Origin of the sequence: Kibdelosporangium persicum (assembly GCF_013280595.1) — a bacterium.
GTDB lineage: Bacteria > Actinomycetota > Actinomycetes > Mycobacteriales > Pseudonocardiaceae > Kibdelosporangium > Kibdelosporangium persicum.
This window is the reverse complement of record NZ_JAAATY010000008.1, coordinates 193,433-217,203: the sequence shown is the minus strand read 5'-3', so window position 1 is coordinate 217,203 and position 23,771 is coordinate 193,433. Positions and strand designations below refer to the sequence as shown.

Genomic DNA, 23,771 nt, shown 5'->3' with positions numbered 1-23,771 from the left:
AACATCGGTGGCTCCGCAGGCTTGGAGGTCAGATGGGCGAGCGGTACGAGACGGGCGTCGTGGTCGTCGGCACCGGCTTCTCCGGGCTGGGAATGGCCATCCAGCTCAAGAAGACCGGCCGGGACGACTTCGTCGTGCTGGAGAAGGCGCAGGACGTCGGCGGCACCTGGCGGGACAACACGTATCCCGGGTGCGCCTGTGACGTCCAGTCGCACATGTACTCCTTCTCGTTCGAGCAGAACCCGGACTGGAGCCGTTCGTTCTCACCGCAACCGGAGATCTGGGACTACCTGCGTCGTGTCACCGAAAAGTACGGCGTGCGCGACCATGTCCGATTTGGGGCCGAGATGGTCGGCGCCCGGTGGGACGCCGAGGAAAGCCGCTGGCACGTGTTGACGCGCAACGGCGACGAGTACGTCGCGAGGTTCGTCGTCTCGGGTATGGGCGCGTTGCATATCCCGCGGATCCCCGAGCTGCCGGGACTGCCGGACTTCAGAGGCAAGGTCTTCCACTCGGCCGAGTGGGACCATGACTACGATCTGCGCGGCAAGCGGGTCGCGGTGATCGGTACCGGGGCGAGCTCGATCCAGTTCGTCCCCCGGATCGCGCGGGACGTGGCCCAGTTGACGGTCTTCCAGCGCACGCCGCCGTGGATCATGCCCAAACCGGACCACGCGATGCCGCAGTGGGCCAAGCGGTTGTTCCGGCTCGTGCCCGGCGCGCAGCGGCTGTACCGCGACGCCATCTACTGGATGCTCGAAGCCCGGGCGATCGGGTTCAACGGCCGTCTCGGCCTGATGAAGGCAGGCGAGTGGGTCGCGCGCAAGCACATGACGCGCCAGGTGAAGGACCCCGAGCTGCGCCGCAAGCTGACCCCGGACTACACGATGGGCTGCAAGCGGGTCCTGATCTCCAACGACTACTACCCGGCGCTGGCTCGCGAGAACGTCCACGTGGTGACGGAGGGCGTGACGCACGTGCGCGAGCACAGCGTGGTCGCGGCCGACGGCACCGAGCACGAGGTCGACGCGATCATCTTCGGCACGGGCTTCCACGTCACGGACGCCTTCGACGAGCTCGACGTGATCGGGCTGGACCAGAAGAACCTGTCCAAGGAATGGCGGCAGCGCGGGATGCAGACCTACAAGGGCATCACCGTCTCCGGCTTCCCGAACCTGTTCTTCCTGCTCGGCCCGAACACCGGACTGGGCCACAACTCGGTCGTCTTCATGATCGAGTCGCAGATCCGGTACGTGACCGAGGCCATCGAGATGGTCGAACGCAATGAAGCCAAAGCGTTGAACGTCCGGCCCGAGGTGCAGGACGACTTCAATGAGCGGGTGCAGCACAAGCTCGTCAAAGGCGTCTGGACGCAGGGCGGATGCAAAAGCTGGTACCTCGACGCGATGGGCGTGAACCGCACGGTGTGGCCGGGATTCACGTGGCGCTACTGGCTGGAGACCCGCAAGGTCGACCCGGCCGACTTCGAGCTGATCAGCTGACACGACCGGTGGCGGCTGCGGTGCGCCAGGGAGGCTTCGCAGCCGTCAGTCCACGTCGGCCCGGTCTGAACCGGCGGGTGGCTCGTTGGATGTGCCACCGATCCGGCGCAGCAGCCCGATCAGGTCGATGGTGTCCATTCCGCACAGTTCGGCCATCCGTTCCAGCGCGGTGAAGTCCAGGTGCACCTCGGCGGCGCTCGCGGTGTGGCCGGCCGGGTGGTGGCCGAGTCTGTCTCTGGCCCAGCGCCGCAGCGGCAGCAGTTCGGGGTGGTCGTCGCGGACGACCTGACGCAGGTCGACGCGAACCCGGCCGCGTGGCGAGTCGGTGAACACCCGCTCGTGCACACGTGCGATCAACTCGTGGGGCAGCTCGTCCAGCGCCAGGCAGATCTCCACGAACCGGACGATCGAGCACTGCCGGGTGCCCAGCTCGTAGGTGGCCAGGGTCTGCAACGAGATGTCACTCTGCAAGCGGCGGTTGAGCTGCTTGCGAGTCAGGCCGCGCTTCTTGCGCAGCCTGCGGATCTCGTCCCCGAGCACCCGTTGGTACACAGCCACGTCGAACAACACACTGGAGGAACTGGCCAGTAGCGCCGCTCTTACGCGGAAGTAGCGTTTTCTTCCGGTGTTACTCCCAAAGAGTGAACGTCGGTCAGTTCACGCAGGGAGCGCCGTTGGAGCCGATCCGCGGGGGCGGCGGCTGCTGAGCACGGACCCCGCCCGGCGGGTCGAGTCGCAGCAGTGGCTGCCCAGCCAGGCCGTCGGTCGCCTTGTAGTCCTTGCCGAGGAGGACGACCACGCGGCCCTTGGCCACGTTGGTGTCCTGCTCCACGGTGACGCTGCCACCGAGCGCGTCCGCGACCTTGTCGGCGTTGGCCTTCTCACCCCGCGGGTAACGGACCACGGTCGTCGTCCGCGCGGCGGTCGTCTTGGTGTCGCCGGGGTTGAAGCCCTGGCCGGCCAGCAGCTCGGCGACCTGGGCGGCCAGGCCGTCCTTGCCGTTGCCGTTGCGGACGTCGACGGTGATCGCGTTGTTGCTCGCGTCGGCAGGCCTGCTGCCCGACGAGGACGGCGCACCGCTGGACGGCGGCGCCTGCTGCCCGCCGAGCAGGCCCTGGACGAACGACTTGACCTCGGCGGGCTTGATCTCGATCGCGTCGCCGTCCTCCGGCGTCTTGAGGTCCGGACGGCCGGTCGGGATGGTCTTGAAGTCCAGCGCCCCGCCGGTCATGCCCTGCATCTGCTTGGCGAACTGGACGATGTTCCACTTCTGGTCCAGCACCACGGACTTCTTGATCGCGGCGAGCAGGTTGTCCAGCTTGGACTGGTCGGTCAGCGTGCCCGCGCTGAGCACCTTGGTCGCCATGCTCTTCATGAAGACCTGCTGGCGCACGATCCGGTCCAGGTCGCCGTTGGGCAGGCCATGCCGCTGGCGCACGAACTGCAGCGCCTGAACACCGGAGACCTCCTGCTCACCGGCCGGGAACCGGGCTCCGGAGTAGCTGTCGTTGACCGACTTGACCAGGCAGATCGGCACACCGCCGACCGCGTCGGTGATCTCGGAGAAGCCGAGCAGGTTGACCTCGGCGTAGTTGTCGATCTGCGCGCCGGTCAGGCCCTGGATGGTCTTGATCAGCTGCGCCGCGCCCGCCTGGTTCGACCTGACCTCCAGTTGTGCCTGGTTGCTCTCGCCGCCGGCCCTCAACTTTCGCATCTCCGTGGCCTTCGCGCGGGCGTACGCGGAGTTGATCTTGTGCTTGCCGAACCCGGGGATGTCGACGTACGAGTCGCGGGGAATCGAGATGCCGACCGCCTTCTGGCCGTCGTTCGGGATCCGCATCAGGATCAGCGTGTCGGTGTTCAGCTCGCCGTCGGCCTTGCCGCCGTTGAGCCTGGCCAGCAGCTCCTTCGACAGCGGGTTGCCCTGCGCGTCCACCCGGCTGTCCAGGCCGACCAGCAGAATGTCGGTCGCGCCGTCCGCCGGTTTCGGGCCGCCCGCGCCCTCGTCGAGCACGTTCGCCGTGGTGTAGCCGCCGACGATCTCGTTGTACATGCCGTAGCCGTAGCCGGTGGCACCCAGCAGGACGAGCGACGTCAGGGCCACCGCGACCTTCCCGCCGATCCGCTTCGGCCGGTAGGGCTCAGGGGTCCTACGCGGCCGGGCGCGCTCCGATCCGCGGTCACGCGGCGGCGCCTGTCGCGAGCGACCCGGCTGGTCGTCGTGGTCGTCTCTGTCCCGCAGCGGAGTCCGAGCAGGGTGGCCGGGTGGTGGGAGCTGGTCGCGACCGGACGGCGGAACCCGCCGACGTGGTGGCGCACCCTGCTGGCCACGCGGCGGTGCCGGACGTCCCCCTCGGCCCTGATCGCCAGCGCGGCCGCTTGACCTAGGCGGCCCGTACTCCAACTACCTCTCCTGTCAGCTCGGCTGGTGCTTCCCAACTACCTATCGGACGCTTAGGGAGGGCATCCGGTTGTCGGTAGGGTGGCACACCCTCGCGCCCGGGGTGTCGACCACATCGTGATACGGCGCGCCGCCGTCGGTCCCGTAGTCCCTGACCTGCGGCAACTCCTCTGACCCCGGATGGCGCGTTTTGTGCGCCACATCCATATGAGGCTACCTAGCGCTCACGACGTCCGCCTTGGTCCGGAACCTGAGCACCGTGACGTGGCCCGCAACACCGATAGCCACCGCGATGGTGGCGCCGTGGACGACTGTCCCGAACGGACTCCAGGTGGACAGCATCGGCGGGACGCAGGCCGCCGCCGTGAGCAACCATGGCCAGATCTTGCCGGTTTTCTCGCTGTGCACCACGTGCAGCAGGTAGCCGCCGAGCATCAGGTGGATCAGGTTGGCCAGCGGGTCCAGCGCCATGCCCAGCAACGCGGGCGCGCCGACTTGCCAGGTCACGCCGGTGACGGCGAACCCGAGAACCCCGAGTGTCGCGTATCCGACACCGAGGGTGCACGCCAGCGTCTGCACGCCGCTGATCGGGCCCGCCAGTTCGGCCACCGGGCGCGGCCGCCGCTCGTACCAGAGGAACGCGACCAGGGTCGCCGCGGTGATCATCGAGATCGCCAGCCAGGTGCGCGGCAGGCTGAACCAGTCGACTCCGGCCGAACTGGTCAGTCCGGCGAACAACAGCACGATCCCGACGTAGACGAGGTAGACCGTCATCGGCCGGGACCGGAGGAATGCGACGGCCCTGACCGGGACCCACTCGAACCTCCGGACCGTGCACGCCAGGCTGACCTGGGCGATCCCGAGCAACGGCAGGTACCCGAGGACCACGAACCCGACCAAGGCCGCGACAGCCGTTCCGGCCAGCAGCCGCCTGGGCACGTGGCGTAGCGGGCCGTCCTCCCAGTGGAACGCCAGCTGGCCGAATCCGAGAGCCAGCAGCACACCGCTGACCAAGAGGTAGGCGTCCGTCGATCCGGCCGCGTGCACGGCGGTCGATCCGGCCAGGAAGATCACGGGCACGGCGGCCTTGAACCGCTCGTACAGCCACTCCATCGCGGGGCACGCGGCGACCGTGATCAGGAAGATGCCCAGCACCCAGAGCGGCTCGAGCACCAGCGACCCGACCGAGGCGATCGAGTTCTCGGGCGCGTCCAGCAACTCCAGGGTCAGCGGGATCAGCAACCACGCCAGCACGAAGGCGAAGACAGGTCTGAGCAGGGCGTGGATCCGGATCGCCAGGTACGACCCGTAGTCGCCGTCGGCGGAACGCCAGGCGACGAGGTTCGCGTGGCCGCCCGCGAAGAACAGCAACGGCGCGAGTTGGAGCAACCAGAAGGCGCTGGCCTGCGTGAACGCGAGGACGGTCTCCCCGACGACGATCCCGGCCATGCTCACCACTCGCAGCATCGACATGTAGTCGACCGGTGGCTCTTCTGGTGAGCCAGGGGCTGGCCTGCGGAAACGTGACCACGGTGGTCGTCCGGCGAGCAGGAAGACCACCACGAGCAGGCCGACGGCCCACGACGAGATCGGTTCGGCTCGCGGCGGGCCCCACCGTTGGTGCCAGGAGTTGACCACCAGGCCGACCGTGTAGATGTCGGCGACCATGCGGCACGCGCCGGCTGAGTTCTGCGGATTGAGCTCACACTGCTTGTGCATGTCGCGCGACAGTTGGTCGTCCAGCCGGCGCCGCAGGTCGGCGGGCAACGGGTGGCCCTTTTTCTCGGCATACCGCAGCAGGTCGTAGCCCAGATCATGTGCTTTGCAGCCGACGCTGTAATCCCAGCGGGTGTTCTCGTCACCCAATGGTGTGGAACATCCGCCGTCCACGTGGACCGCGCGCATTGTTCCGTCCGGCGCACGCATCCGGCCCGGTACGACCCTCTCCACGGCGGAGAAGTCGGCGGGCAACAAGGCGATCGGATCCACGCCGGACGTGGGGTCCAGCAACGCCTCGATCGTGCGCGCGGCCGCGGCGAGGTCACCGCCCGGCGGGACCTCCGCCGGGGGCGGCGCCGGGCGGGACGCCACTATTCCGAAAGCCAAAGCCGCGATCGTGACCGCCAGCACCCCCAGTAACCTGCGCACACGCCGAAACTACCGTTCTGGCCGCGATGTCGCGGTAAGGGTTGCCCCACCGGTCCGGTATGGCTGGCCGGGTTGTTCCGGCAGGATCATCGGTATGCCGTCCGGCCCGAACGAATTGGGTGAGCTGCTGCGTGCTCACCGGGTCCGTGCTGGGCTGACCCAGCAGGAGCTGGCCGACCGGGCCGAAGTGAGCGTCCGAGCGGTGCGGTACATCGAGCAAGGCCGCGTGGCCAAGCCACGTCCGGCGTCGATGCGCCGGCTCGCCGAGGTCGTCGGGCTCGTCCTGGACGGCCGCACCGAGCTGCGGATCGGCGTGCTGGGGCCGTTGAGCGTGCGGACCGGCGCGGGCCCGGTCGACATCGGGCCCTCGATGCCGCGCTCCCTGCTGGCGTTGCTCGCGCTGCAGCCCAACCGGGTGGTCACCCGCGAGGAGATCGTGGACGTCCTGTGGGGCGACCACCCGCCCAAGTCCTCGATGAACCTCGTTTATACATATGTCGCACGTCTTAGACGTTCGTTGGACCCGGCCCAGCCGATCGCCGCGGCACACGGCGGCTACCTGCTGAAAGTGGACGCGACCGGGCTGGACTCGTTGCGGTTCGACGAACTGGCCACCCGGGCGCGGGTGCTGGCGAACGACGATCCGCACACCGCCGAGGCGAACTTCGTCGAGGCCCTGCAGTGCTGGCGCGGTGGCGTGCTGTCCGACTTGCCCGACCGGCTGCGCCAGCATCCGGCCGCGATGGCACTCGCGCAGCGCCGCCTGGCCACCGCGCTGAGCTACGCCGACCTGGCCATGGCGCTCGGCCAGCACGAGCAGGCCGCCGTCCAGTTGCAGCGGCTGACCGGTGAGGACCCGCTGCACGGCGGACTGCACGAAGGCCTCAACGCGAGGCTGATGCTGGCGTTGGCCGGATCCGGTCAGCAGGCCGCCGCGTTGCGCCTGTTCGGCGAGGTACGGGACCGGCTGGCCGACGAACTCGGCGTCCGGCCGGGCGTGGAGATGCGCGACGCCCACCTGCGGATTCTGCAGCGGGAAGCCCCGACGGCCGCGGCCGTGTCGCCGTCGACGGGCCACAGCATCCCGGCTCAGCTGCCCGCGGACGTCACCGGGTTCGCCGGCCGTGAGGCCCAGATCGAGGCCCTGGACGCGCTGGTTCCGGAAGGCAGCCAGGCCAGCGCCGTGGTCATCGTGACCATCGAAGGCATCGCGGGAGTCGGCAAGACGGCGTTGGCCGTGCACTGGGCGCACCGGGTCCGCGACCGGTATCCGGACGGCCAGCTGTACGTCGACCTGCGCGGTTACGCCTCTGGCGCGCCAGTTCGGCCACTCGACGCGTTGTCCCGGTTCCTGCACGCCCTGGGCGTACCGGCCGAGCAGGTCCCGATCGACGTCGAGGAGGGCATGGGCCTGTACCGGACGTTGCTGGCCAACCGCCGGGTGCTGATCGTGCTGGACAACGCCGGCGGCGTCGACCAGGTCCGGCCGCTGCTGCCGGGCAGCGCGGGATGCCTGGTCCTCGTGACGAGCCGCGGCCGGCTCGGCGGGTTGTCGGCGCGGGAAGGGGCGTACCGGCTCGCGCTGGACGGCCTGCACCCAGACGAAGCCCGGGCCTTGCTTGAACGCAGCATCGGCGTGGACCGGGTGCGCGAGGAAGCGGGCTCGGTCGCGGATCTGCTGGAGGCCTGCGCCTATCTGCCGCTGGCGCTGCGGATCGCGGGAGCCAACATCAACTCCGGTCCGCACACCGAGATCGCGGCGTACACCGCGGACCTTCGCAGGCAGGGCAGGCTCGCCGGGCTGACCGTCGAGGGCGACGAGCAGGGCGCGGTCCAAGCCGCGTTCGACCTGTCGTACGCCCAGCTCGAACCGGATTCGCGGAACCTGTTCCGGCTGCTCGGCCTGATCCCCGGCTCGGACTTCTCGGTCGACGCCGCGATCGCCCTGACCGGGAGCACTCCGGCCAAAGTCCGCCGGGGCCTGGGGCACCTCGTCTCGGCCAACCTCGTGCACCCGGAATCCGGCGACCGTTACGGACTGCATGACCTGCTGGCCGAATACGCGGGCCTCCGCGCACGCGAGGACGACGTGGCCGGGGCGCTGGACCGTTTGCTGGACTTCTACCTGCACACCGCCCACGCGGCGACGAGCCTGCTGTTCCCGGACACCTCGCGGTTGCCCGTGCCCAAGATGGCCGAAGGCGCGCACGTGGTCGTGCTGGCCGACGAGACCGAAGCGATCAGCTGGCTCGACGCCGAGCGCCCCAACCTGATCGCGGCGGTGAACTGGGCGGCGGCCAACGGGCCGCGCCGGTACGCCTGGCAGATCACCGACGTGCTGCGCGGGTACTTCATCAGCCGCGGGCATGGGGTGGACGGGCTGGAGATCTGCCACGTGGCGCTCGAAGCGGCCCGGCAGGAGGGCGACCGGCTGGCCGAGGCGTCCATGCTCGACATCCTCGGGCTCGTCTACTACAACCTCAGCGACTACCAGCGCGCGATCATGCACCACAACGACGCGCTGGCCCTCAATCGCCGGATCGGCAACCGGGCCGGTGAGGCGGCTTCGCTGCACAACCTCGGCCGCGTGCACTCGCAGCTGGGCAGGCCCGCGCAGGCGGCCAGCTACTACTCGCAGGCGCTGACCATCAACCGGGAGACCGGCAACCGGGTCGGTGAGGCGACCGGCCTGAACTACGTCGGCGTCGCACAGTTGTCGCTCGGCCGCCCGGACCAGGCGTTGAGCTGGCACAAGCAGTCCATCACGTTGGCCCGCGAACTCGGCAACCGATACGTGGAAGCCCGGGCGTTGAACGGAGCCGGGCTCGCGCACTGGGCCATGGGCGAGCTGGACAACTCCGTCCAATGCCACCTGCGGGCGCTCGCGACGTGCCGTCAGCTCGGCGACCGGCACGGCGAGGTCAGCACGATCATCTGTCTCGCGGAGACCCACTGCGACGCCGGCCGCTACCGCCGCGCGGTCGTCCTGGCGCGGACCGGGATCACGCAGGGGCGCCAGTTGGGGGAGCGGCGCCACGAGGTCAGCGGCCTGGACATCGTGGCGACCGCGCACATGCGCCGTGGTCACACGGACATCGCGCTAAGCCACTACCGGGAGGCGCTGCAACTGGCCAGGGACATCGAGTTCCGGTACGGCGAGACCTCAGTGCTGATCGGGATGTCCGCGGCCTTACGCCGGTCCGGTCACGTCGCCGAGGCGCTCACGGCCGCACGAGACGCCCTGGCCGTCATGCGCGACTCGGGTATGCGCCTGTTGGAGGCACGCGCGTTGACGGTCCTCGCGTTGGGCCACCTTGCCTTCAACGACTTCTCCCGGGCGTACGACCACGCCCAGCAGGCGCTGACGATCGCGCGGAAAACGGGCCAGCGGCTGGTGGAGGCCTGGGCGCGCCAGGCCAAGGGGCAGGTGCTGCACGGCCTGGGGGAGACCGGTGACGCGTTGGTCGAGCGCGGTGCCGCCGAAGCGATATTCACCGCGCTCGGTGTACCCCCGGCCGACGACCACTGAGGCCGTCTGGTGATCCCTTCAGATGCCCGGTGCGTATTACGACATACCCCCCGATGCCGTAATACGCCTTCCGGGCATCTGGAACGTTAGTCTGCGGCAGTGGATCTCCAGTGAAGATTCCCTATACTTCCGAACGCTGTTCAACGGCAGCTTCGTAGCGGTTCTGAACTGTGTTTATGCCGTGGGCCTTGATCTGGGACCGGCAACTTCTCGCCGGAAACCGGCAGTTGCTTCACATCTTCGGGTTGTTCGGTGATAGGTGCGGCTCTACGGTGCGGGTGAACTCGTTGGCGCGTTTGGCGCAATGTCCAGACCGTTCGCCGCCGGTCACCCATTCGGGTCCACGCCGGGTGTCGACACTGGACGCATGAGGTTCTTGGACGGGAAGGCAGTGGTCATCACCGGGGCCGGGCGCGGCCTCGGCGAGGCGTTCGCGCTGCACGCCGCCCATGCGGGGGCGGCGGTCGTGGTGAACGACATCGATGGTGACCTGGCGGAAAGGACCGCGGAGAACATCCGCGCGCAAGGAGGGAGGGCCGTCGCCAGCGGCCATTCCGTGGCCGATCCCGGCCAGGCACAGGAGATCGTCGACTTGTGCGTCCGGGAGTTCGGCGCGGTGCACGGCCTGATCAACAACGCGGGTGTCAACTACGAGGCACTGCCATGGGACGAGGACATCGACCAGATGAGGGAACTGGTCGAAGTCAACGTCCTCGGGGTGATGTACGTGGGCGTCGCCGCGTCACGCCAGATGCGTGCCCAGGGCGGCGGTTCGATCGTGAACGTCTCCTCCGGGGCGCATCTGGGACAACGCAAACTCGGCGTCTACGCCGCGTCCAAAGGCGCGGTCGCGTCGCTCACGTACTCGTGGGCACTGGACATGGAGGAGGCAGGAATCCGCGTCAACGCGCTGTGCCCGTTGGCGCACACCAGAATGGTGTGGAAATCGGAGCGCTCCCTGCGGGCGTGCCCGCCGGACCGTACGCCCAGCCGGATCGCGCCCGTGGCGTTGTTCCTGCTGTCCGACCGTGCGCACGGGATCACCGGACAGGTGGTCCGCTGCAACGGCCCGCAACTGCACATCGTCGGGCAGCCGTACTTCAAGGCGCCGATCCTGGAGCGGGACGTCTGGGACTCCGACGGCGTCGAGCACGCCTTCAACGAGGTCTTCCAGGCGCATCTGGAGCCGTACGGCATGGAGAAGCGTCTCCCGCCGCGGCTGCGCAAGTGGATCGTTCCCGCTACCGCGTCCTGAGGACGGGGCGGGCGACGATGTCGTTCTGGCGGAACGCCGGCGAGTTGACGTTGGGGCGGGAGAACGCTGCCACCGCGACCACACTCGTCGGCGCACCGAGAGGAAATCGCCGGCGATGGACGTTGCCGGCACCAGTGCCCGCATCTCCGGCGAGTGCATGATCGCCCACAGTGGACAGCTTCAGGTCTCTCGGAGCACAGCCACCGGGCGCTGGGCGTAGTGCAGGACGGCCTGGCTGACCGAACCCAGCAGCATGCGGCGTACCGCACCGCGACCATGGCTGCCCACGACGATCAGGTCGGCCTTCTGGCCCTCTTCCAGCAGCGCCTCGACCGGCTTGCTCATCGTCACGACCTGGCGCACCCGCACGTCCGGGTAACGCGCGGAATGCCCGGCCACGGTCTCGGCCAGGATGACCTTCGCCTGTTCGGTGATCTCGTTCCAGTCCACGTCCCATTCCCGGACCGCGCCGAGGGCGTCCAGCGGCAGATCGCTCCACGCGTGCACGGCGACCAGTTCCGCGTCGTGCCGCGTCGCGAAGTCGAACGCGAAATCGACCGCTCGAGTACTCGTCGCGGACCCGTCGACACCGACGACGACACGGCGGTGCCGCGCGGGGTTGTCGGTTTCGCGGACCACCACGACGGGCGTGGTCACCGACCGCACAAGCTCCGCTGAGGTGGAGCCGAGCAGGACCTGGTGCACCGCGCCGTGCCCGGACGAGCCCAGGACAAGCAGGTTCGCGTCCGTGCCGAGACTGTTGAGCACGTCGACCGGATCACCGGGGATTACTTCGCCCTGGACCTCGTTGTCGCCCGCCAACGGGCGGCATTCCTCGACCAGTTCGTCCACGAGGTTCTGGTACTCGCCTCGGAACGGGTCCTCCGAGAGAACCAGGGCCTCGGTGCGCAACTGGGTCAACTCGGTCAACGGCCAGCGGAACGCGTGCGCGATCACCAGGCGCCGGCGCCTCGTGGCGGCCTCCCGCGCCGCCCAATGCGCGGCCCGCCGCGCGGCAGGAGAACCGTCGTACCCGACCACGACGGCATCGTGCGTGGATTCGGACATCACGCCTCCTTCACAGGTTCGCTCTTTCGTGTGCCATCCCGGTGCTTGCCCTTGGCCCGCATCACCGCGTGCGACAGTGACGCGGTGACCCTCACTTTGGCCGCACTTGTCCGCGAGCGCGAATTCGGCTTGCGCGTGCTGGCCGGGGAGGAGGCGGTGAACCGCACGATCGGCTGGGTACACGTCAGCGAACTGGCTGATCCGGTGCCTTTCCTGCGTGCCGGAACGCTGCTGCTGACCACTGGCCCGCGATTGGGGCCACCTGACGCTTTCGTGGCGCGGCTCAGTGACGCCGGCGTGGTCGGCATCGGGTTCGGGGTGGGTCTGTCGCACGCGTCCGTGCCGCCGGGGCTTCTGCGTGCGTGTCAGAACACCGGGATGCCGCTGGTCGAGGTGCCCCTGGAGACCCGGTTCTCGGACATCACCAAGTTCGTGGCCGACGACCTGGCCCGCACCGCCGTCCGGGCGGCGCGATCGACCGCGGACGTCGAGCGGGCGCTGATCCGGTCACTGGCCGCGCCGGACGTCCCCGGCGAGATCGTCCGGCGCCTGGCGAAGTGGCTCAACGGTTGGGCCATGGTCTGTGACCAGGAGTTCCGGGTGATCGCGGCGGCTCCGTCCAAGGCGAGGCGCGAGGTGAAACGGGTCCGGGCGGAGCTCGACCGGGTCTCGCCCGCCGGGCGTTTCTCCCTGTCCTGGTCGGCGGACAAGACCCAGGTGTCCGTCCACCCCATCGAGCACATGGACGGATATCTCGCCGTCGGGACGTCGAACCTGAGCTCCGACGGGCACGGCGTGATCAGCATGGCGTCGAGCCTGTTGGCGTTCCAGGCCGAGCAGGCCACTGCGGTGCGCCGGGTGGAGCGGGCCTTGCGGGCGTCCGCCGCCCGGTTCCTGGTCCGCGGGCTCGTCCAGGACGCGATCGAGACCGGAGTTTCGCTGCCCAAGCCGCCGATTCGGGTCGCGGTCATTCTCGGCGACGTGGCGGCACAGCTGGAACGGGCGATGCCCGAGGCCTTGAGCATTCAGGGCGACGGCTACCTGCTGTGCGTTTTCGAGCGGTACGGCGTCCGGCAGCTGGCCGAGGTGCTGGAAGGCCGCGGCCGGGCGGCCGTCAGCGACGCCGTGGCGTGGGAGAAGGCATCGGACGCGTTCACGCAGGCGTTGAACATGTCCGGCGCGCTGGCCGGCGCCGGCCCGGTGATCATCACCAACGCGGAACTGCTGGACACCGGCTTGTTGTCGCGTGTGGACACGCCGGAGGTCCGTGCCTACTCCGAAGCGTTGCTGGCGCCGCTGCGCGGCCACGAGTCGTCGCTGGACTTGGTCGGGACGCTCCGGACTTTCCTGGCGTGCGACGGGAACTGGAACGAGACCAGCGCACGACTGGAGATCCACCGGCACACCCTGCGGTACCGGCTGCACAAGATCGAGGAACTGCTCGGTCGCAGCCTCGACACGGTCAGCACCCGAGCCGAGTTGTGGGTAGCACTCCACTTGGACAACTGATACGCCAGATGTACAACTGACTGATCCGCAGGTCAGCGGATGTACTCCGGATATGACCACCGCGACTTCGCAAGGTGTCGCGCAGCGGCGTGTGCTGCGCACCGAGATTCCCGGCCCGCGCTCCCGGGAGCTGCATGCCCGCAAGGTCGCGGCGGTGGCTCACGGAGTGGGCACGTCCCTGCCCGCGTACGTTGTGCGCGCAGGCGGCGGCATTGTCGTGGACGTCGACGGCAACCACCTGATCGACTTCGGCTCCGGGATCGCGGTGACGAACGTCGGCAACTCCGCGCCCCGGGTCGTCGACGCCGTCCGCGCTCAGGTGGACGACTTCACGCACACCTGCTTCATGATCACGCCGTACGAAGGTTACGTCGCGGTGGCCGAACGGCTGAACCAGATCACCCCCGGAGATCACGAGAAGCGGTCGGCGCTGGTCAACTCCGGCGCCGAGGCCGTGGAGAACGCCGTCAAGATCGCCCGGCACCACACCGGCCGGTCCGCGATCGTGGCGTTCGACCACGCCTATCACGGGCGCACGAGCCTGACCATGGCGCTGACCGCGAAGAACATGCCCTACAAGCAGGGGTTTGGGCCGTTCGCGGGTGACGTCCACCGGGTCCCGATGGCCTACCCGTACCGGTGGCCGTCCGGATCGGCCACTTGCGCTGACGAGGCCTTCGAGGCGTTCACGACCACCGTCCGGGGGCAGATCGGCTCGGCCAACGTGGCCGCGGTGATCGTCGAGCCGATCCAGGGTGAGGGCGGTTTCGTCGTGCCCGCGCCCGGGTTTCTGAGGCGCGTCGCGGACTGGTGCGCGGCCGAGGGGATCCTGCTGATCGCCGACGAGATCCAGACCGGTTTCTGCCGGACCGGCGACTGGTTCGCCTCGACCCACGAGAGGATCGTGCCGGACCTGATCACCACCGCGAAGGGCATCGCGGGTGGCCTGCCACTGGCCGCGGTCACCGGCCGCGCCGAAATCATGGACTCGGTGCACGTCGGCGGGCTCGGCGGGACCTACGGCGGCAACCCGATCGCGTGCGCCGCCGCCCTGGCCGCCGTCGACACCATGCAGGCCGAGGATCTCTGTGGAGCGGCCCGGCGGATCGAATCGGTGATGCGCCCCAGATTGGCCGCGCTGGCCGCGAAATACGACCAGGTCGGGGAAGTCCGCGGCAGGGGCGCCATGATGGCCGTCGAATTCGCCGAACAGGCCCCCGCGCTGGCTGGGGCGATCTCCGCGGCATGCCACCGTGCCGGGTTGATCACGTTGACCGCGGGCACGTTCGGCAACGTTCTGCGGTTCCTGCCGCCCTTGGTAATCCGTGAGGAGCTGCTTGCCGAAGGCCTGGACATCCTCGACGCGGCTTTCCGGGAGGTGTTGTGAGGACCGAACTGTTCATCGACGGCAAGTGGGTCCCCGGATCCCAGGGCATGTTCCCGGTCCTGGATCCGTCCACCGGACAAGTGATCACCTCGGTCGCCCGAGCCGGTCTCGACGACCTCGACGCGGCGATCACCGCAGCTCACGCGGCATGGCCGCGCTGGGCGGCCACCCCGCCACGGCGGCGCGGCGAGGTACTGCACCGTGCCTTCGAGGCGATGACGGCCCGGCGCGACGAGATCGCCGCGCTGATCAGCCAGGAGATGGGCAAGTCCCTGGCCGATGCCCAGGCCGAGGTCGCCTACGCCGCCGAGTACTTCCGGTGGTTCGCCGAGGAGGCCGTCCGGATCGGCGGTGAACTGCGGACCGCCCCCGGCGGGGCGAACCACATTCTCACTTTCCGGCGCCCGGTCGGCGTCTCGCTGTTGCTGACCCCATGGAACTTCCCGGCGGCCATGGCGACTCGCAAGATCGGCCCGGCGCTGGCGGCCGGTTGCACCGTCGTGCTCAAACCGGCCGAGGACACGCCGTTGACCGCGTTGCTGCTGGCCGATTTGCTCGCTGAAGCCGGCCTGCCCAACGGGGTTGTGAACGTCCTGACCACGGACAAGCCGGGTGATCTTGTAGAACCGGCGCTCGCGGACGAACGAATTCGTAAGCTCTCTTTCACAGGATCGACCCGGGTCGGCAGGATCCTGCTGGCCCAGGCCGCCGGTCACATCGTCAAGTGCTCCATGGAGCTCGGCGGCAACGCGCCCTTCGTGGTCCTCGACGACGCCGATGTGGACGCGGCCGTCGAAGGCGCGCTGCTGGCCAAAATGCGGAACCACGGTCAGGCATGCACCGCCGCGAATCGTTTCCTCGTTCAGGAATCTGTCGCGGACGAGTTCACCGCCAAACTCGTTTCCGCTATGCGGGACATGTCATCGGCGCCGTTGGTCAACGAGCGCGCGGTGACAAACGTGCAATCCAAGGTGGAATTGTCCGGCGGCACGGTCCGGCTCGGCGGAAAGCGAGGAAACGGACCCGGGTTCTCCTATCCGCCGACCGTCGTAACAGGTCTTCCCCGTGACTCGGTGCTCGCCCGCGAGGAGATTTTCGGACCAGTGGCGCCGATCTTCACCGTCCAGGACGACGATGACGTGGTCGCGTTCGCCAACGCGACCGAGATGGGCCTCGCCGGCTACGTGTACACCACTGACCTGGCCAGGGGACTGCGCCTGTCCGAGCGTCTCGAGGCCGGGATGATCGGCCTGAACCGCGGCCTCGTGTCCGACCCGGCCGCGCCGTTCGGCGGCGTCAAAGAGTCCGGGCTCGGCCGGGAAGGCGGCTTCGAGGGCATCGGCGAATACCTGGAAACCACGTACGTGGCAACATCCTGGTGACACAATTGGGATCAACATCCGAAGAAAGTCGGGTTGACCGGCCCGAATCCGCTCTGGTGTAGTCGATTTCGTTCCACCCTCCCTGCACTTGAGTGGACTTCGGAAGGACTGATCCATTGAGCACCAACACGTGGTTCAGCGCGCTCAAAAAATCCGCGGTGGCCATTGTCGGCGCCGCGACCATGCTCGGACTCGCCTCACCCGCCGCCGCCCAACCGGGCCCGGACGGCGAGGTCGGCGTCCAGGTCGTCGGGGGCACACGGGCGGCCAAGGGCGAGTTCCCGTGGATGGTCCGGCTGTCGATGGGCTGCGGTGGCGCGCTGTACGCGCCACAGATCGTCCTGACCGCGGCGCACTGCGTCGGCCGGACCGGCAACAACAACAGCATCACCGCCACGATCGGTGTGGTGGACCTGCAGGACACGACCGCCACCAGGGTCCGGTCGACCTACATCTACCGGTCGCCGACGTACGGCACGTCCACTGGCGGCGACTGGGCGCTGATCAAGCTGGCCAGCCCGGTCACCGGCGTCAAGCCACTCAAGATCGCCACCACCAAGGAGTACGACACCGGCACGTTCGACATCGCCGGCTGGGGCGACACCCGTGAGGGCGCCAACACCGGCAGCCGTTACCTGCTCAAGGCCCAGGTGCCGTTCGTGTCCGACGCCACCTGCCGGGGCATCGGCGGCTACTACTCCAGCCTGATCCCGGCCGCCGAGATCTGCGCGGGCAACCTCGCGAGCGGCGGCGTCGACACCTGCCAGGGCGACTCCGGCGGCCCGATGTTCCGCAAGGACAACGCGGGCGAGTGGATCGAGGTCGGCATCGTCAGCCACGGTGACGGCTGCGCCAGGCGCAACGCACCGGGTGTCTACACCGAGGTGAGCACCTTCGCGAAGGACATCGCCGCGGCCGCCGCCCGGATATAAGCCGTCCGGACATAACCCGGCAAAACCGCAGGTCCTCGTAGGTGGCTCAGCCGGTGAGCCACCTACGAGGGCTTCGGCCTCAGCTCGTCCAGGATGAACATCGTGTGCGTAGCCATGACCTCGGGCATGGACTGCAACCTGTCCAGAACCACGTCGCGTAAAGCGTCGCTGTCGGTGGTCCGTACAAGCAGCAGGCCGTCGTACCCGCCGGACACCATGGCCGCGTGCTCGACTTCGGGCATGTCGGCCAGACGCTGGGTGAACTCGCGCCATGACCGCTGGCGCAACTTGACAGCCAGGTACGCCGAAACGGTGTAGCCGTACTGGTGCGGGTCGATCGTCGCGTGATAGCCGGTGATCACGCCGGACGTGGTCAGCCGCTCGATCCGGGCATACGCGTTGGCGCGCGAGACGTTGACCTGTTCGGCCAGCTTGCGTACCGAGATCCGGCCATCCGCCCGCAGCAGTTCCACGATCCTGCGGTCGATGTCGTCCAGGGCCGGGGCAATCCGTCCATCGGTCTCCCGGTGGCCCGACATCTGGTGGGACATCCGGGCCTCCCGTCAGGTTCACGTCGACAAGTCGTCTCGGTCTCGGCCCCGAGCGTGGACAAGTGTCACGATACCAACTGACCATTCGGTCATGAAGTCGATCGAGGCGAGCCCCGAGCTCATGCTGCCGGGCCGGAAACCCATCCAGCTGGTCGACGAAAACGGGTCGGCCGTCGGCGACCTGCCGGACGAGCGCGTGCTGCGGTCCTTGCATCGTGGCATGGTCTTGGGCAGGAGGTTCAACCGTCAGGCCACCGCGCTGACGAAACAGGGCCGCCTCGCGGTCTACCCGTCCTCGGTCGGCCAGGAGGCCTGCGAGGTCGGCGCGACGCTGGCTCTCGAAGACAACGACTGGTTGTTCCCGACGTACCGCGACACCGTCGCCGTGGTCACTCGCGGTGTTCCCGCGGCCGAGACGCTCACGTTGCTCCGTGGCAACTGGCACTCGGGCTACGACCCGTACGAGCACCGCGTCGCGCCCTTGTGCACGCCTCTGTCGACGAACGGACCGCACGCGGTCGGCCTGGCGCACGCGGCGCGCCTGCGCGGAGATTCGTTGGCGGTGCTGGTGTTCATGGGCGACGGCGCCACCAGCGAAGGCGACGCGCACGAGGCGTTCAACTTCGCGGCGGTGTTCAACGCCCCGGTCGTGTTCTTCATCCAGAACAACCAGTGGGCGATCAGCGTCCCGCTGGCCAAGCAGTCCAAGGCGCCGACGTTGGCACACAAGGCCATCGGTTACGGAATGCCCGGCCACCACGTCGACGGCAACGACGCCGCGGCCGTCTACACGGTGGTTTCCGAGGCGCTGGCCAGGGCGCGAGCCGGACACGGACCCTCCATTGTGGAAGGCCTGACCTATCGGGTCGACCCGCACACCAACTCCGACGACACCAACCGGTACCGCGACCCCAGCGACGCCGAGCCGTGGCGGGCCAGTGACCCCATCATCCGGTTCAACCGCCTGCTCGGCGTCGACGAATCGGCGTACGCGGAGGAAGCCGACCGCATGATGGCCGAGTTGCGGGCCGAGATGAACAAGGACGCGCACGTCGACCCGGACGAACTGTTCGAGCACGTGTACGCCGAGCCAACGCCCCGGTTGCGCACCCAGCGCGCCGCGCTCCGAGCCGAGCTGGCGGCGGACCGAGGTGAGGCGTGATGGCGCAGATCAACATGGCGCAGGCGTTGAACCGCGCGCTGCGCGACGCGATGACCGACGACCCGAACGTCGTGGTGTTCGGCGAGGACGTCGGACCGTACGGCGGCGTCTTCACGGTGACCGACGGTCTCACGGCGCAGTTCGGCGAGGACCGTTGTTTCGACTCGCCGCTGGCCGAGTCGGGAATCGTGGGCACAGCGGTCGGCATGGCGATGTACGGCATGCGCCCGGTCGTCGAGATGCAGTTCGACGCGTTCGCCTACCCGGCGTTCGAACAGATCACGTCGCACGTGGCGAAGATGCGCAACCGCACTCGCGGCAAGGTCGCGCTGCCCATGGTCATCCGCATTCCGTACGGCGGCGGCATCGGCGGCGTAGAGCACCACGGCGACTCGTCCGAGGCGTACTACACGCACACCCCTGGACTGACGGTGGTCACGCCGGGCACCACGGCAGACGCGTACTCGCTGCTGCGGGCCGCGATCGAGAGCCCGGATCCGGTGATCTTCATGGAGCCGAAGTCGCGCTACTGGACCCGCGCGGACCTCCAGCTCCCTGCCCGGACCGACCCGATGAACCGCGCGGTGGTCCGCCGGACGGGCCAGGACGTCACGCTGATCTCGTACGGCTCGACCGTCCAGACCTGCATGGAGACAGCGGACGCGGCGAAGGAAGAAGGTTGGGACGTCGAGGTCATCGACCTGCGGTCACTCGCCCCGCTCGACGAGGACACCGTCTGCGCGTCGGTCCGTAAGACCGGCCGTGCCGTCGTCGTGCACGAGTCGTCCGTGTTCTCCGGCTACGGCGCCGAGGTCGTGGCCACCGTGACGGAGAAGTGTTTCCACTGGCTGGAGGCGCCGGTGCTGCGGGTTGGCGGTTTTGACGTGCCATACCCGCCGAAGGACCTCGAGGAGCACCAGTTGCCGCACCCGGACCGGATTCTGGACACGATCGCCCGGCTGCAGTGGGAGGACCAGTGAACGTCCGCGAGTTCACCCTGCCTGACCTCGGTGAGGGCCTGGTCGACGCGGAGATCGTGCGGTGGCTGGTCGCGGTCGGCGACGCGGTCGAGGTGGACCAGCCCGTGGTCGAGGTCGAGACCGCGAAGGCCGCGATCGAGGTGCCCGTTCCGTACGCCGGCGTGGTGACAGCACTGCACGGTGAGGCCGGTTCGACGATCAACGTGGGCGCTCCGCTGTTGTCGGTCGCCTCGGCGGGGTTGTCCGAGCCTGGTGTGGAGACGAGCCCGAACCTCGTCGGCTCCGGCGTCACCAAACGCGGTCGCCGCCACGGCCGTCGTCGGGCGATGGCTGCCGTCAACGGCACGGTGGCTCCTGCGGCGAGCCAGGTGGCCATCGCACCGGAAAGGCCGGTCGAGAAGACAGGCCCGGTCGCGGTGATCTCTCCCGTGGTCCGCAAACTCGCCAAGGAGAACCACGTCGACCTGCGAGCGCTGAGCGGCAGCGGGCCGGACGGTCTGGTGCTGCGCAGGGACGTGGTGGCCGCGATCGAGAGCCACACCCCTGACCAGGCCGAAAACCGCGGGGAGACGAGGATTCCGCTGCGTGGGGTCCGCGGCATGATGGCCGAGCGGTTGAGCCGGTCCCGCCGGGAGATCCCGGAGGCGACGGTATGGGTGGACGTCGACGCCACCGGTCTGCTCGCCGCGCGCCAGGAGATCAACAGCGTCGACCCGGCTCGCCCGGTGAGCCTGCTGGCACTGCTCGCGCGGTTCTGCGTGCTTGGCCTCAAGCGGTTCCCGGCGCTGAACTCCACTGTGGACACCGAACGCGGCGAGATCGTCCTGTCGGACGCGGTGAATCTCGGGTTCGCCGCGCAGACGCCCCGCGGTTTGGTCGTCCCTGTGGTCAAGGATGCCCAGAACCTGACCACCCGCGAACTGGCCGCTCAGTTGGGCCAGCTCACCGAGGCAGCCAGGGAAGGCTCGTTGCCGCCTGCCAAACTGACCGGCGGCACGTTCACCGTGAACAACTACGGCGTGTTCGGAGTGGACGGATCGGCCGCGATCATCAACCACCCGGAGGCCGCGATCGTGGGCGTCGGCCGGATCATCGACCGGCCATGGGTGGTGGACGGTCAGCTCGCGGTTCGCAAGGTGACCGAGCTGACCCTCGCCTTCGACCATCGCGTCTGCGACGGCGAGGTCGCGGGTGGCTTCCTCCGGTTCGTGGCCGACTGCGTCGAGCACCCGACCGCGCTGCTGGGCGATCTGTGATGGCGCACCAGCGCGGCCATAGCGGCTGACCTGGGCTTTCAGATGGGGTAGGCGTTGGTCTCGGTCGCTTTGACCGTGACCCACACCTGCTGCCCGGGGGTCAACGACAGTTCGGCGACGGCCGCCGTGGTGACGTCGGCCAGCAGATCCGGGATGCCGTTCAGCCGGACGCGCACGGTGTCGGCGTGCTGCTCGATCCCGGCCACTTCGGCGAGCCAGGTGTTGCGGGGACTGCCGTCGGGCCGGGTCTTGTGCAGGCTGACCGCGTTCGGTGGGAACGTCACGAACACCGCGCCCTCCATAGGGTGCGCGGTCGTGAGCACGCCACCGTCGTTCAGCTTGATGGTCACACCGTCGGCCGTGCCGCGATACAAATTCAGCCCCACGAGCGCGGCGATGTAGTCCGTCCGTGGGCGCTTGGCGATCTCAGCGGGTGCGCCTGCCTGCACGACAGTCCCGTTCTCGACGACGAGCAGACGGTCGGCGAGCACCATGGCGTCCAGTGGGTCGTGTGTCACCAGGACGGTCGCGCCGTCGTATTCGTCGAGGTGCTTACGTAGTTGCGCACGTATCTGGATCCGTGTGGCCGCGTCCAATGCGGCGAGTGGTTCGTCGAGCAGCAGAAGGTCCGGCCGGATGGCCAACGCCCGGGCCAAGGCGACGCGTTGCGCCTGACCGCCGGACAACTGCCGCGGCTTGTGGCGTGCCTGCGCGGCCAGGCCGACCCGATCGAGCCATTCGGCAGCCGCGGTGTTCGCTTCACGCTTGCGCATGCCACGTGCCCGCAGTCCGAACGCGACGTTGTCCACTGCGGACAGGTGGCCGAACAACAGGTAGTCCTGGAACACCACTCCGACTGATCGCTGTTCCGGCGGGACGAACACGCCCCGCGCCGGGTCGTCAAGCGTGCGGCCGCCCAGTTCGACCACCCCGCCGGTCAACGGCCGTAGTCCCGCCAACGCCCGCAACGCGGTGCTTTTCCCGGCTCCGTTGGGCCCGAGCAACGCCAGGGTGGTGCCCGGTTCCACACCGATGTCTGCGGCCAGAGTGAACGATCCAATGTGGACGCTTAAGGTCGCCTGCAATGTCATGCCCGTGCTCCGATCCACCGGTCACGCAGGCTGACCAGGATCGCCACCGACACGACCAGCAGTACGAGGCTCAGCACGGTGGCGCTGTCCGGGTCCTGTTCCAGAGCCAGATAAACGGCCAACGGCATGGTCTGCGTGGTTCCCGGAAAGTTGCCGGCGAACGTGATCGTCGCGCCGAACTCGCCAAGGGCCCGCGCCCAGCACAGGACCGCGCCGGCCGCGATGCCTGGAGCAACCGTCGGCAAGGTGACACGCCGGAAAGCCATCCACCGCGACGCGCCCAGTGTGGCGGCGGCCTCCTCGAACCGCGGATCAGCGCCGCGCAACGCGCCTTCGACCGCGATCACGAGGAACGGCATGGCTACGAACGCTTCCGCGACGATTACGCCTGTTGTCGTGAACGGCAGCGAGAACCCGAACCACGAGTCCAAGTACTGGCCGATCACGCCGCGACGCCCGAAGACCAGCAACAGCGCCACACCACCGACGACCGGCGGCAGCACCAGCGGCACGGTGACGAAGGCCCGCGCGATGCGCCTGCCCGGTATCTCCGTTCGCGCGAGCATCCACGCCAGCGGTACGCCCAGCACGAGGCAGATGGCAGTCGCGGACGTGGCGCAGATCAACGACAGCCGTAACGCTTCGCCGACCTCCGCGGTGCTCAGGTGGTCGACCAAAGTGGCCCACGGCGCCCTGATGACCAACCCGATCAAGGGGAGCACCAGGAACGCCAGGCCGATCAGCGCGGGGATGACCAGCGCTACCGGAACCCGCGCCCGTACCGCTCTCATGCCGTCAGTGTGACTGTCATGGGGCGTCGAAGCCCGCGGTGGTCAGTACCTGACGGCCCTTTTCGGACAGGACGTAGTCCACAAAGGCCTTGCCGCCTGCGGCGTTCGGCGCGTTGGTCAGCGTCACGATCGGATAGTCATTGACGGCCTGTATAGCCTCCGGGAAGTCCACCCCGTCGATGTCGTCGGCTGCGGCGGACACGTCGGTCCGGTACACCAGGGCCGCGTCGACCTCGCCGAGCTTGACCTTGGTGAGCGTGGCCTTGACGTCCTGTTCCAGCGTGACGGGTTTCGGTGTCAGCTTGGCCACCTCGAATGCCTTGGTCGCCGCGGCGCCGCAGGGTACCTGCTGTGCGCACAGCGCCAGCTTCACCTCGGGCTTGGTGACGTCCGCAAGCGTTGCGATCTTCAGCGGGTTGCCCTTGCCCACGGCGATCTGCGGTTTGTTGCGCACGAAGGTGACCGCGCCGGTGTCGGCGACCTGCTTCATGTTCGCGGGGCTGGCCGAGGCGAACACGTCGGCGGGCGCGCCCTGGCTGATCTGCTGAGCCAGGGCGGAGCTGCCGCCGAAGTTGAACCTGACCCGCACGCCAGGGTGGCCGGCCTCGAAGTCCTTGCCGATCTGCGTGAAGGTCTCGGTCAGCGAAGCGGCCGCGAACACCGTGACCGCACCGGTGACCGACCCGGCCGCCGCGGGTGAGGACGGTGGCTGTTCTGGCGCGCCACACCCGGCGAGCACGATCGGGGCCAGGAGTAAGGCCGCCAGTTTCCTCACGTCGTCCTCCGTATCTGCGGAACTTTTAGCAATCTACGTCAGCATCTGCGGA

The 23,771-nt window shown here is 68.5% G+C and carries 18 protein-coding genes; 10 read left to right on the top strand and 8 right to left on the bottom strand.

The genetic code is table 11. The features are described from left to right. The first annotated feature begins 32 nt into the window (after window positions 1–32). The gene (locus tag GC106_RS17070) at window positions 33–1,502 is read left to right on the top strand and encodes a flavin-containing monooxygenase (RefSeq protein ID WP_173131197.1); all 1,470 of its coding nucleotides are present in this window, start codon (window positions 33–35) and stop codon (window positions 1,500–1,502) included. A 45-nt stretch (window positions 1,503–1,547) separates the two neighbouring features. Here the strand turns inward: GC106_RS17070 and GC106_RS17065 are convergent, their stop codons facing one another. The 3 genes from GC106_RS17065 to GC106_RS17055 all read right to left on the bottom strand — a co-directional run bounded on the left by GC106_RS17065 (window position 1,548) and on the right by GC106_RS17055 (window position 6,051). Next, complete coding sequence (locus tag GC106_RS17065; protein WP_173131194.1) at window positions 1,548–2,072, bottom strand: helix-turn-helix transcriptional regulator; 525 nt, start codon at window positions 2,070–2,072, stop codon at window positions 1,548–1,550. 82 nt (window positions 2,073–2,154) lie between these two features. Beyond that, window positions 2,155–3,606: an LCP family protein gene (locus GC106_RS17060; protein WP_312872693.1), complete on the bottom strand. Its 1,452-nt coding sequence runs from the start codon at window positions 3,604–3,606 to the stop codon at window positions 2,155–2,157. A 510-nt stretch (window positions 3,607–4,116) separates the two neighbouring features. Beyond that, window positions 4,117–6,051: a phospholipase A2 gene (locus GC106_RS17055; protein ID WP_173131191.1), complete on the bottom strand. Its 1,935-nt coding sequence runs from the start codon at window positions 6,049–6,051 to the stop codon at window positions 4,117–4,119. A gap of 94 nt (window positions 6,052–6,145) precedes the next feature. Here GC106_RS17055 and GC106_RS17050 point away from each other — a divergent pair, with 94 nt between their 5' ends. Further along, entirely contained in the window at window positions 6,146–9,580 is a 3,435-nt protein-coding gene (locus tag GC106_RS17050) for a tetratricopeptide repeat protein (protein ID WP_173131188.1), read from the top strand. A gap of 367 nt (window positions 9,581–9,947) precedes the next feature. Beyond that, entirely contained in the window at window positions 9,948–10,835 is an 888-nt protein-coding gene (locus GC106_RS17045) for an SDR family NAD(P)-dependent oxidoreductase (protein WP_173131186.1), read from the top strand. A gap of 180 nt (window positions 10,836–11,015) precedes the next feature. Here GC106_RS17045 and GC106_RS17040 read toward each other — a convergent pair whose 3' ends face one another. Beyond that, window positions 11,016–11,903, bottom strand: coding sequence for a universal stress protein (locus GC106_RS17040; RefSeq protein ID WP_173131185.1), 888 nt, complete (start codon window positions 11,901–11,903; stop codon window positions 11,016–11,018). An 84-nt stretch (window positions 11,904–11,987) separates the two neighbouring features. On the opposite strand from GC106_RS17040, the gene GC106_RS17035 reads away from it, so the two are divergent. From GC106_RS17035 to GC106_RS17020, 4 genes are all read left to right on the top strand, one after another. Next, the gene (locus GC106_RS17035) at window positions 11,988–13,412 is read left to right on the top strand and encodes a PucR family transcriptional regulator (RefSeq protein WP_173131184.1); all 1,425 of its coding nucleotides are present in this window, start codon (window positions 11,988–11,990) and stop codon (window positions 13,410–13,412) included. A 52-nt stretch (window positions 13,413–13,464) separates the two neighbouring features. Then, window positions 13,465–14,799 (top strand): 4-aminobutyrate--2-oxoglutarate transaminase, encoded by a 1,335-nt coding sequence (gene gabT / locus GC106_RS17030; protein ID WP_173131183.1) that lies wholly within the window; start codon window positions 13,465–13,467, stop codon window positions 14,797–14,799. Beyond that, window positions 14,796–16,181, top strand: coding sequence for an NAD-dependent succinate-semialdehyde dehydrogenase (locus tag GC106_RS17025; RefSeq protein WP_173131182.1), 1,386 nt, complete (start codon window positions 14,796–14,798; stop codon window positions 16,179–16,181). The genes gabT and GC106_RS17025 overlap by 4 nt, the downstream gene beginning before the upstream one ends. A gap of 182 nt (window positions 16,182–16,363) precedes the next feature. Continuing rightward, complete coding sequence (locus GC106_RS17020; protein ID WP_173131479.1) at window positions 16,364–17,113, top strand: S1 family peptidase; 750 nt, start codon at window positions 16,364–16,366, stop codon at window positions 17,111–17,113. Between the two features lie 62 nt (window positions 17,114–17,175). Here the strand turns inward: GC106_RS17020 and GC106_RS17015 are convergent, their stop codons facing one another. Next, window positions 17,176–17,664, bottom strand: a complete 489-nt coding sequence (locus tag GC106_RS17015) for an Lrp/AsnC family transcriptional regulator (RefSeq protein WP_217280599.1) — start codon at window positions 17,662–17,664, stop codon at window positions 17,176–17,178. Between the two features lie 91 nt (window positions 17,665–17,755). On the opposite strand from GC106_RS17015, the gene GC106_RS17010 reads away from it, so the two are divergent. The 3 genes from GC106_RS17010 to GC106_RS17000 are packed head-to-tail and all read left to right on the top strand — an operon-like array spanning window position 17,756 to window position 21,062. Beyond that, on the top strand, window positions 17,756–18,826 hold the full coding sequence (locus tag GC106_RS17010; RefSeq protein ID WP_173131180.1) for a thiamine pyrophosphate-dependent dehydrogenase E1 component subunit alpha: 1,071 nt from the start codon (window positions 17,756–17,758) through the stop codon (window positions 18,824–18,826). Further along, a complete protein-coding gene (locus tag GC106_RS17005) occupies window positions 18,826–19,806 on the top strand; it encodes an alpha-ketoacid dehydrogenase subunit beta (RefSeq protein WP_173131178.1) in 981 nt (326 codons plus the stop codon). The genes GC106_RS17010 and GC106_RS17005 overlap by 1 nt, the downstream gene beginning before the upstream one ends. Continuing rightward, a complete protein-coding gene (locus GC106_RS17000; RefSeq protein WP_173131175.1) occupies window positions 19,803–21,062 on the top strand; it encodes a dihydrolipoamide acetyltransferase family protein in 1,260 nt (419 codons plus the stop codon). Before GC106_RS17005 ends, GC106_RS17000 begins: the two co-directional genes overlap by 4 nt. A 38-nt stretch (window positions 21,063–21,100) precedes the next feature. Here the strand turns inward: GC106_RS17000 and GC106_RS16995 are convergent, their stop codons facing one another. The 3 genes from GC106_RS16995 to modA are packed head-to-tail and all read right to left on the bottom strand — an operon-like array spanning window position 21,101 to window position 23,719. Then, window positions 21,101–22,153: an ABC transporter ATP-binding protein gene (locus GC106_RS16995; protein WP_173131172.1), complete on the bottom strand. Its 1,053-nt coding sequence runs from the start codon at window positions 22,151–22,153 to the stop codon at window positions 21,101–21,103. Beyond that, the gene (modB, locus tag GC106_RS16990; RefSeq protein ID WP_173131169.1) at window positions 22,150–22,944 is read right to left on the bottom strand and encodes a molybdate ABC transporter permease subunit; all 795 of its coding nucleotides are present in this window, start codon (window positions 22,942–22,944) and stop codon (window positions 22,150–22,152) included. Before modB ends, GC106_RS16995 begins: the two co-directional genes overlap by 4 nt. Before the next feature lie 16 nt (window positions 22,945–22,960). After that, on the bottom strand, window positions 22,961–23,719 hold the full coding sequence (modA, locus tag GC106_RS16985; RefSeq protein WP_173131167.1) for a molybdate ABC transporter substrate-binding protein: 759 nt from the start codon (window positions 23,717–23,719) through the stop codon (window positions 22,961–22,963). Window positions 23,720–23,771 lie beyond the last annotated feature (52 nt).

What these genes read in the sequence shown, in the direction of transcription:
- GC106_RS17050 (WP_173131188.1), top strand. Translation starts at nt 6,146, where the DNA reads ATGCCGTCCGGCCCGAACGAATTGGGTGAGCTGCTGCGTGCTCACCGG.
- gabT (WP_173131183.1), top strand. Translation starts at nt 13,465, where the DNA reads ATGACCACCGCGACTTCGCAAGGTGTCGCGCAGCGGCGTGTGCTGCGC.
- GC106_RS17020 (WP_173131479.1), top strand. Translation starts at nt 16,364, where the DNA reads ATGCTCGGACTCGCCTCACCCGCCGCCGCCCAACCGGGCCCGGACGGC.
- GC106_RS17045 (WP_173131186.1), top strand. Translation starts at nt 9,948, where the DNA reads ATGAGGTTCTTGGACGGGAAGGCAGTGGTCATCACCGGGGCCGGGCGC.
- GC106_RS17040 (WP_173131185.1), bottom strand. Translation starts at nt 11,903, where the DNA reads ATGTCCGAATCCACGCACGATGCCGTCGTGGTCGGGTACGACGGTTCT.
- GC106_RS17010 (WP_173131180.1), top strand. Translation starts at nt 17,756, where the DNA reads ATGAAGTCGATCGAGGCGAGCCCCGAGCTCATGCTGCCGGGCCGGAAA.
- GC106_RS17005 (WP_173131178.1), top strand. Translation starts at nt 18,826, where the DNA reads ATGGCGCAGATCAACATGGCGCAGGCGTTGAACCGCGCGCTGCGCGAC.
- GC106_RS16995 (WP_173131172.1), bottom strand. Translation starts at nt 22,153, where the DNA reads ATGACATTGCAGGCGACCTTAAGCGTCCACATTGGATCGTTCACTCTG.
- GC106_RS17070 (WP_173131197.1), top strand. Translation starts at nt 33, where the DNA reads ATGGGCGAGCGGTACGAGACGGGCGTCGTGGTCGTCGGCACCGGCTTC.
- GC106_RS17015 (WP_217280599.1), bottom strand. Translation starts at nt 17,664, where the DNA reads ATGTCCCACCAGATGTCGGGCCACCGGGAGACCGATGGACGGATTGCC.
- modB (WP_173131169.1), bottom strand. Translation starts at nt 22,944, where the DNA reads ATGAGAGCGGTACGGGCGCGGGTTCCGGTAGCGCTGGTCATCCCCGCG.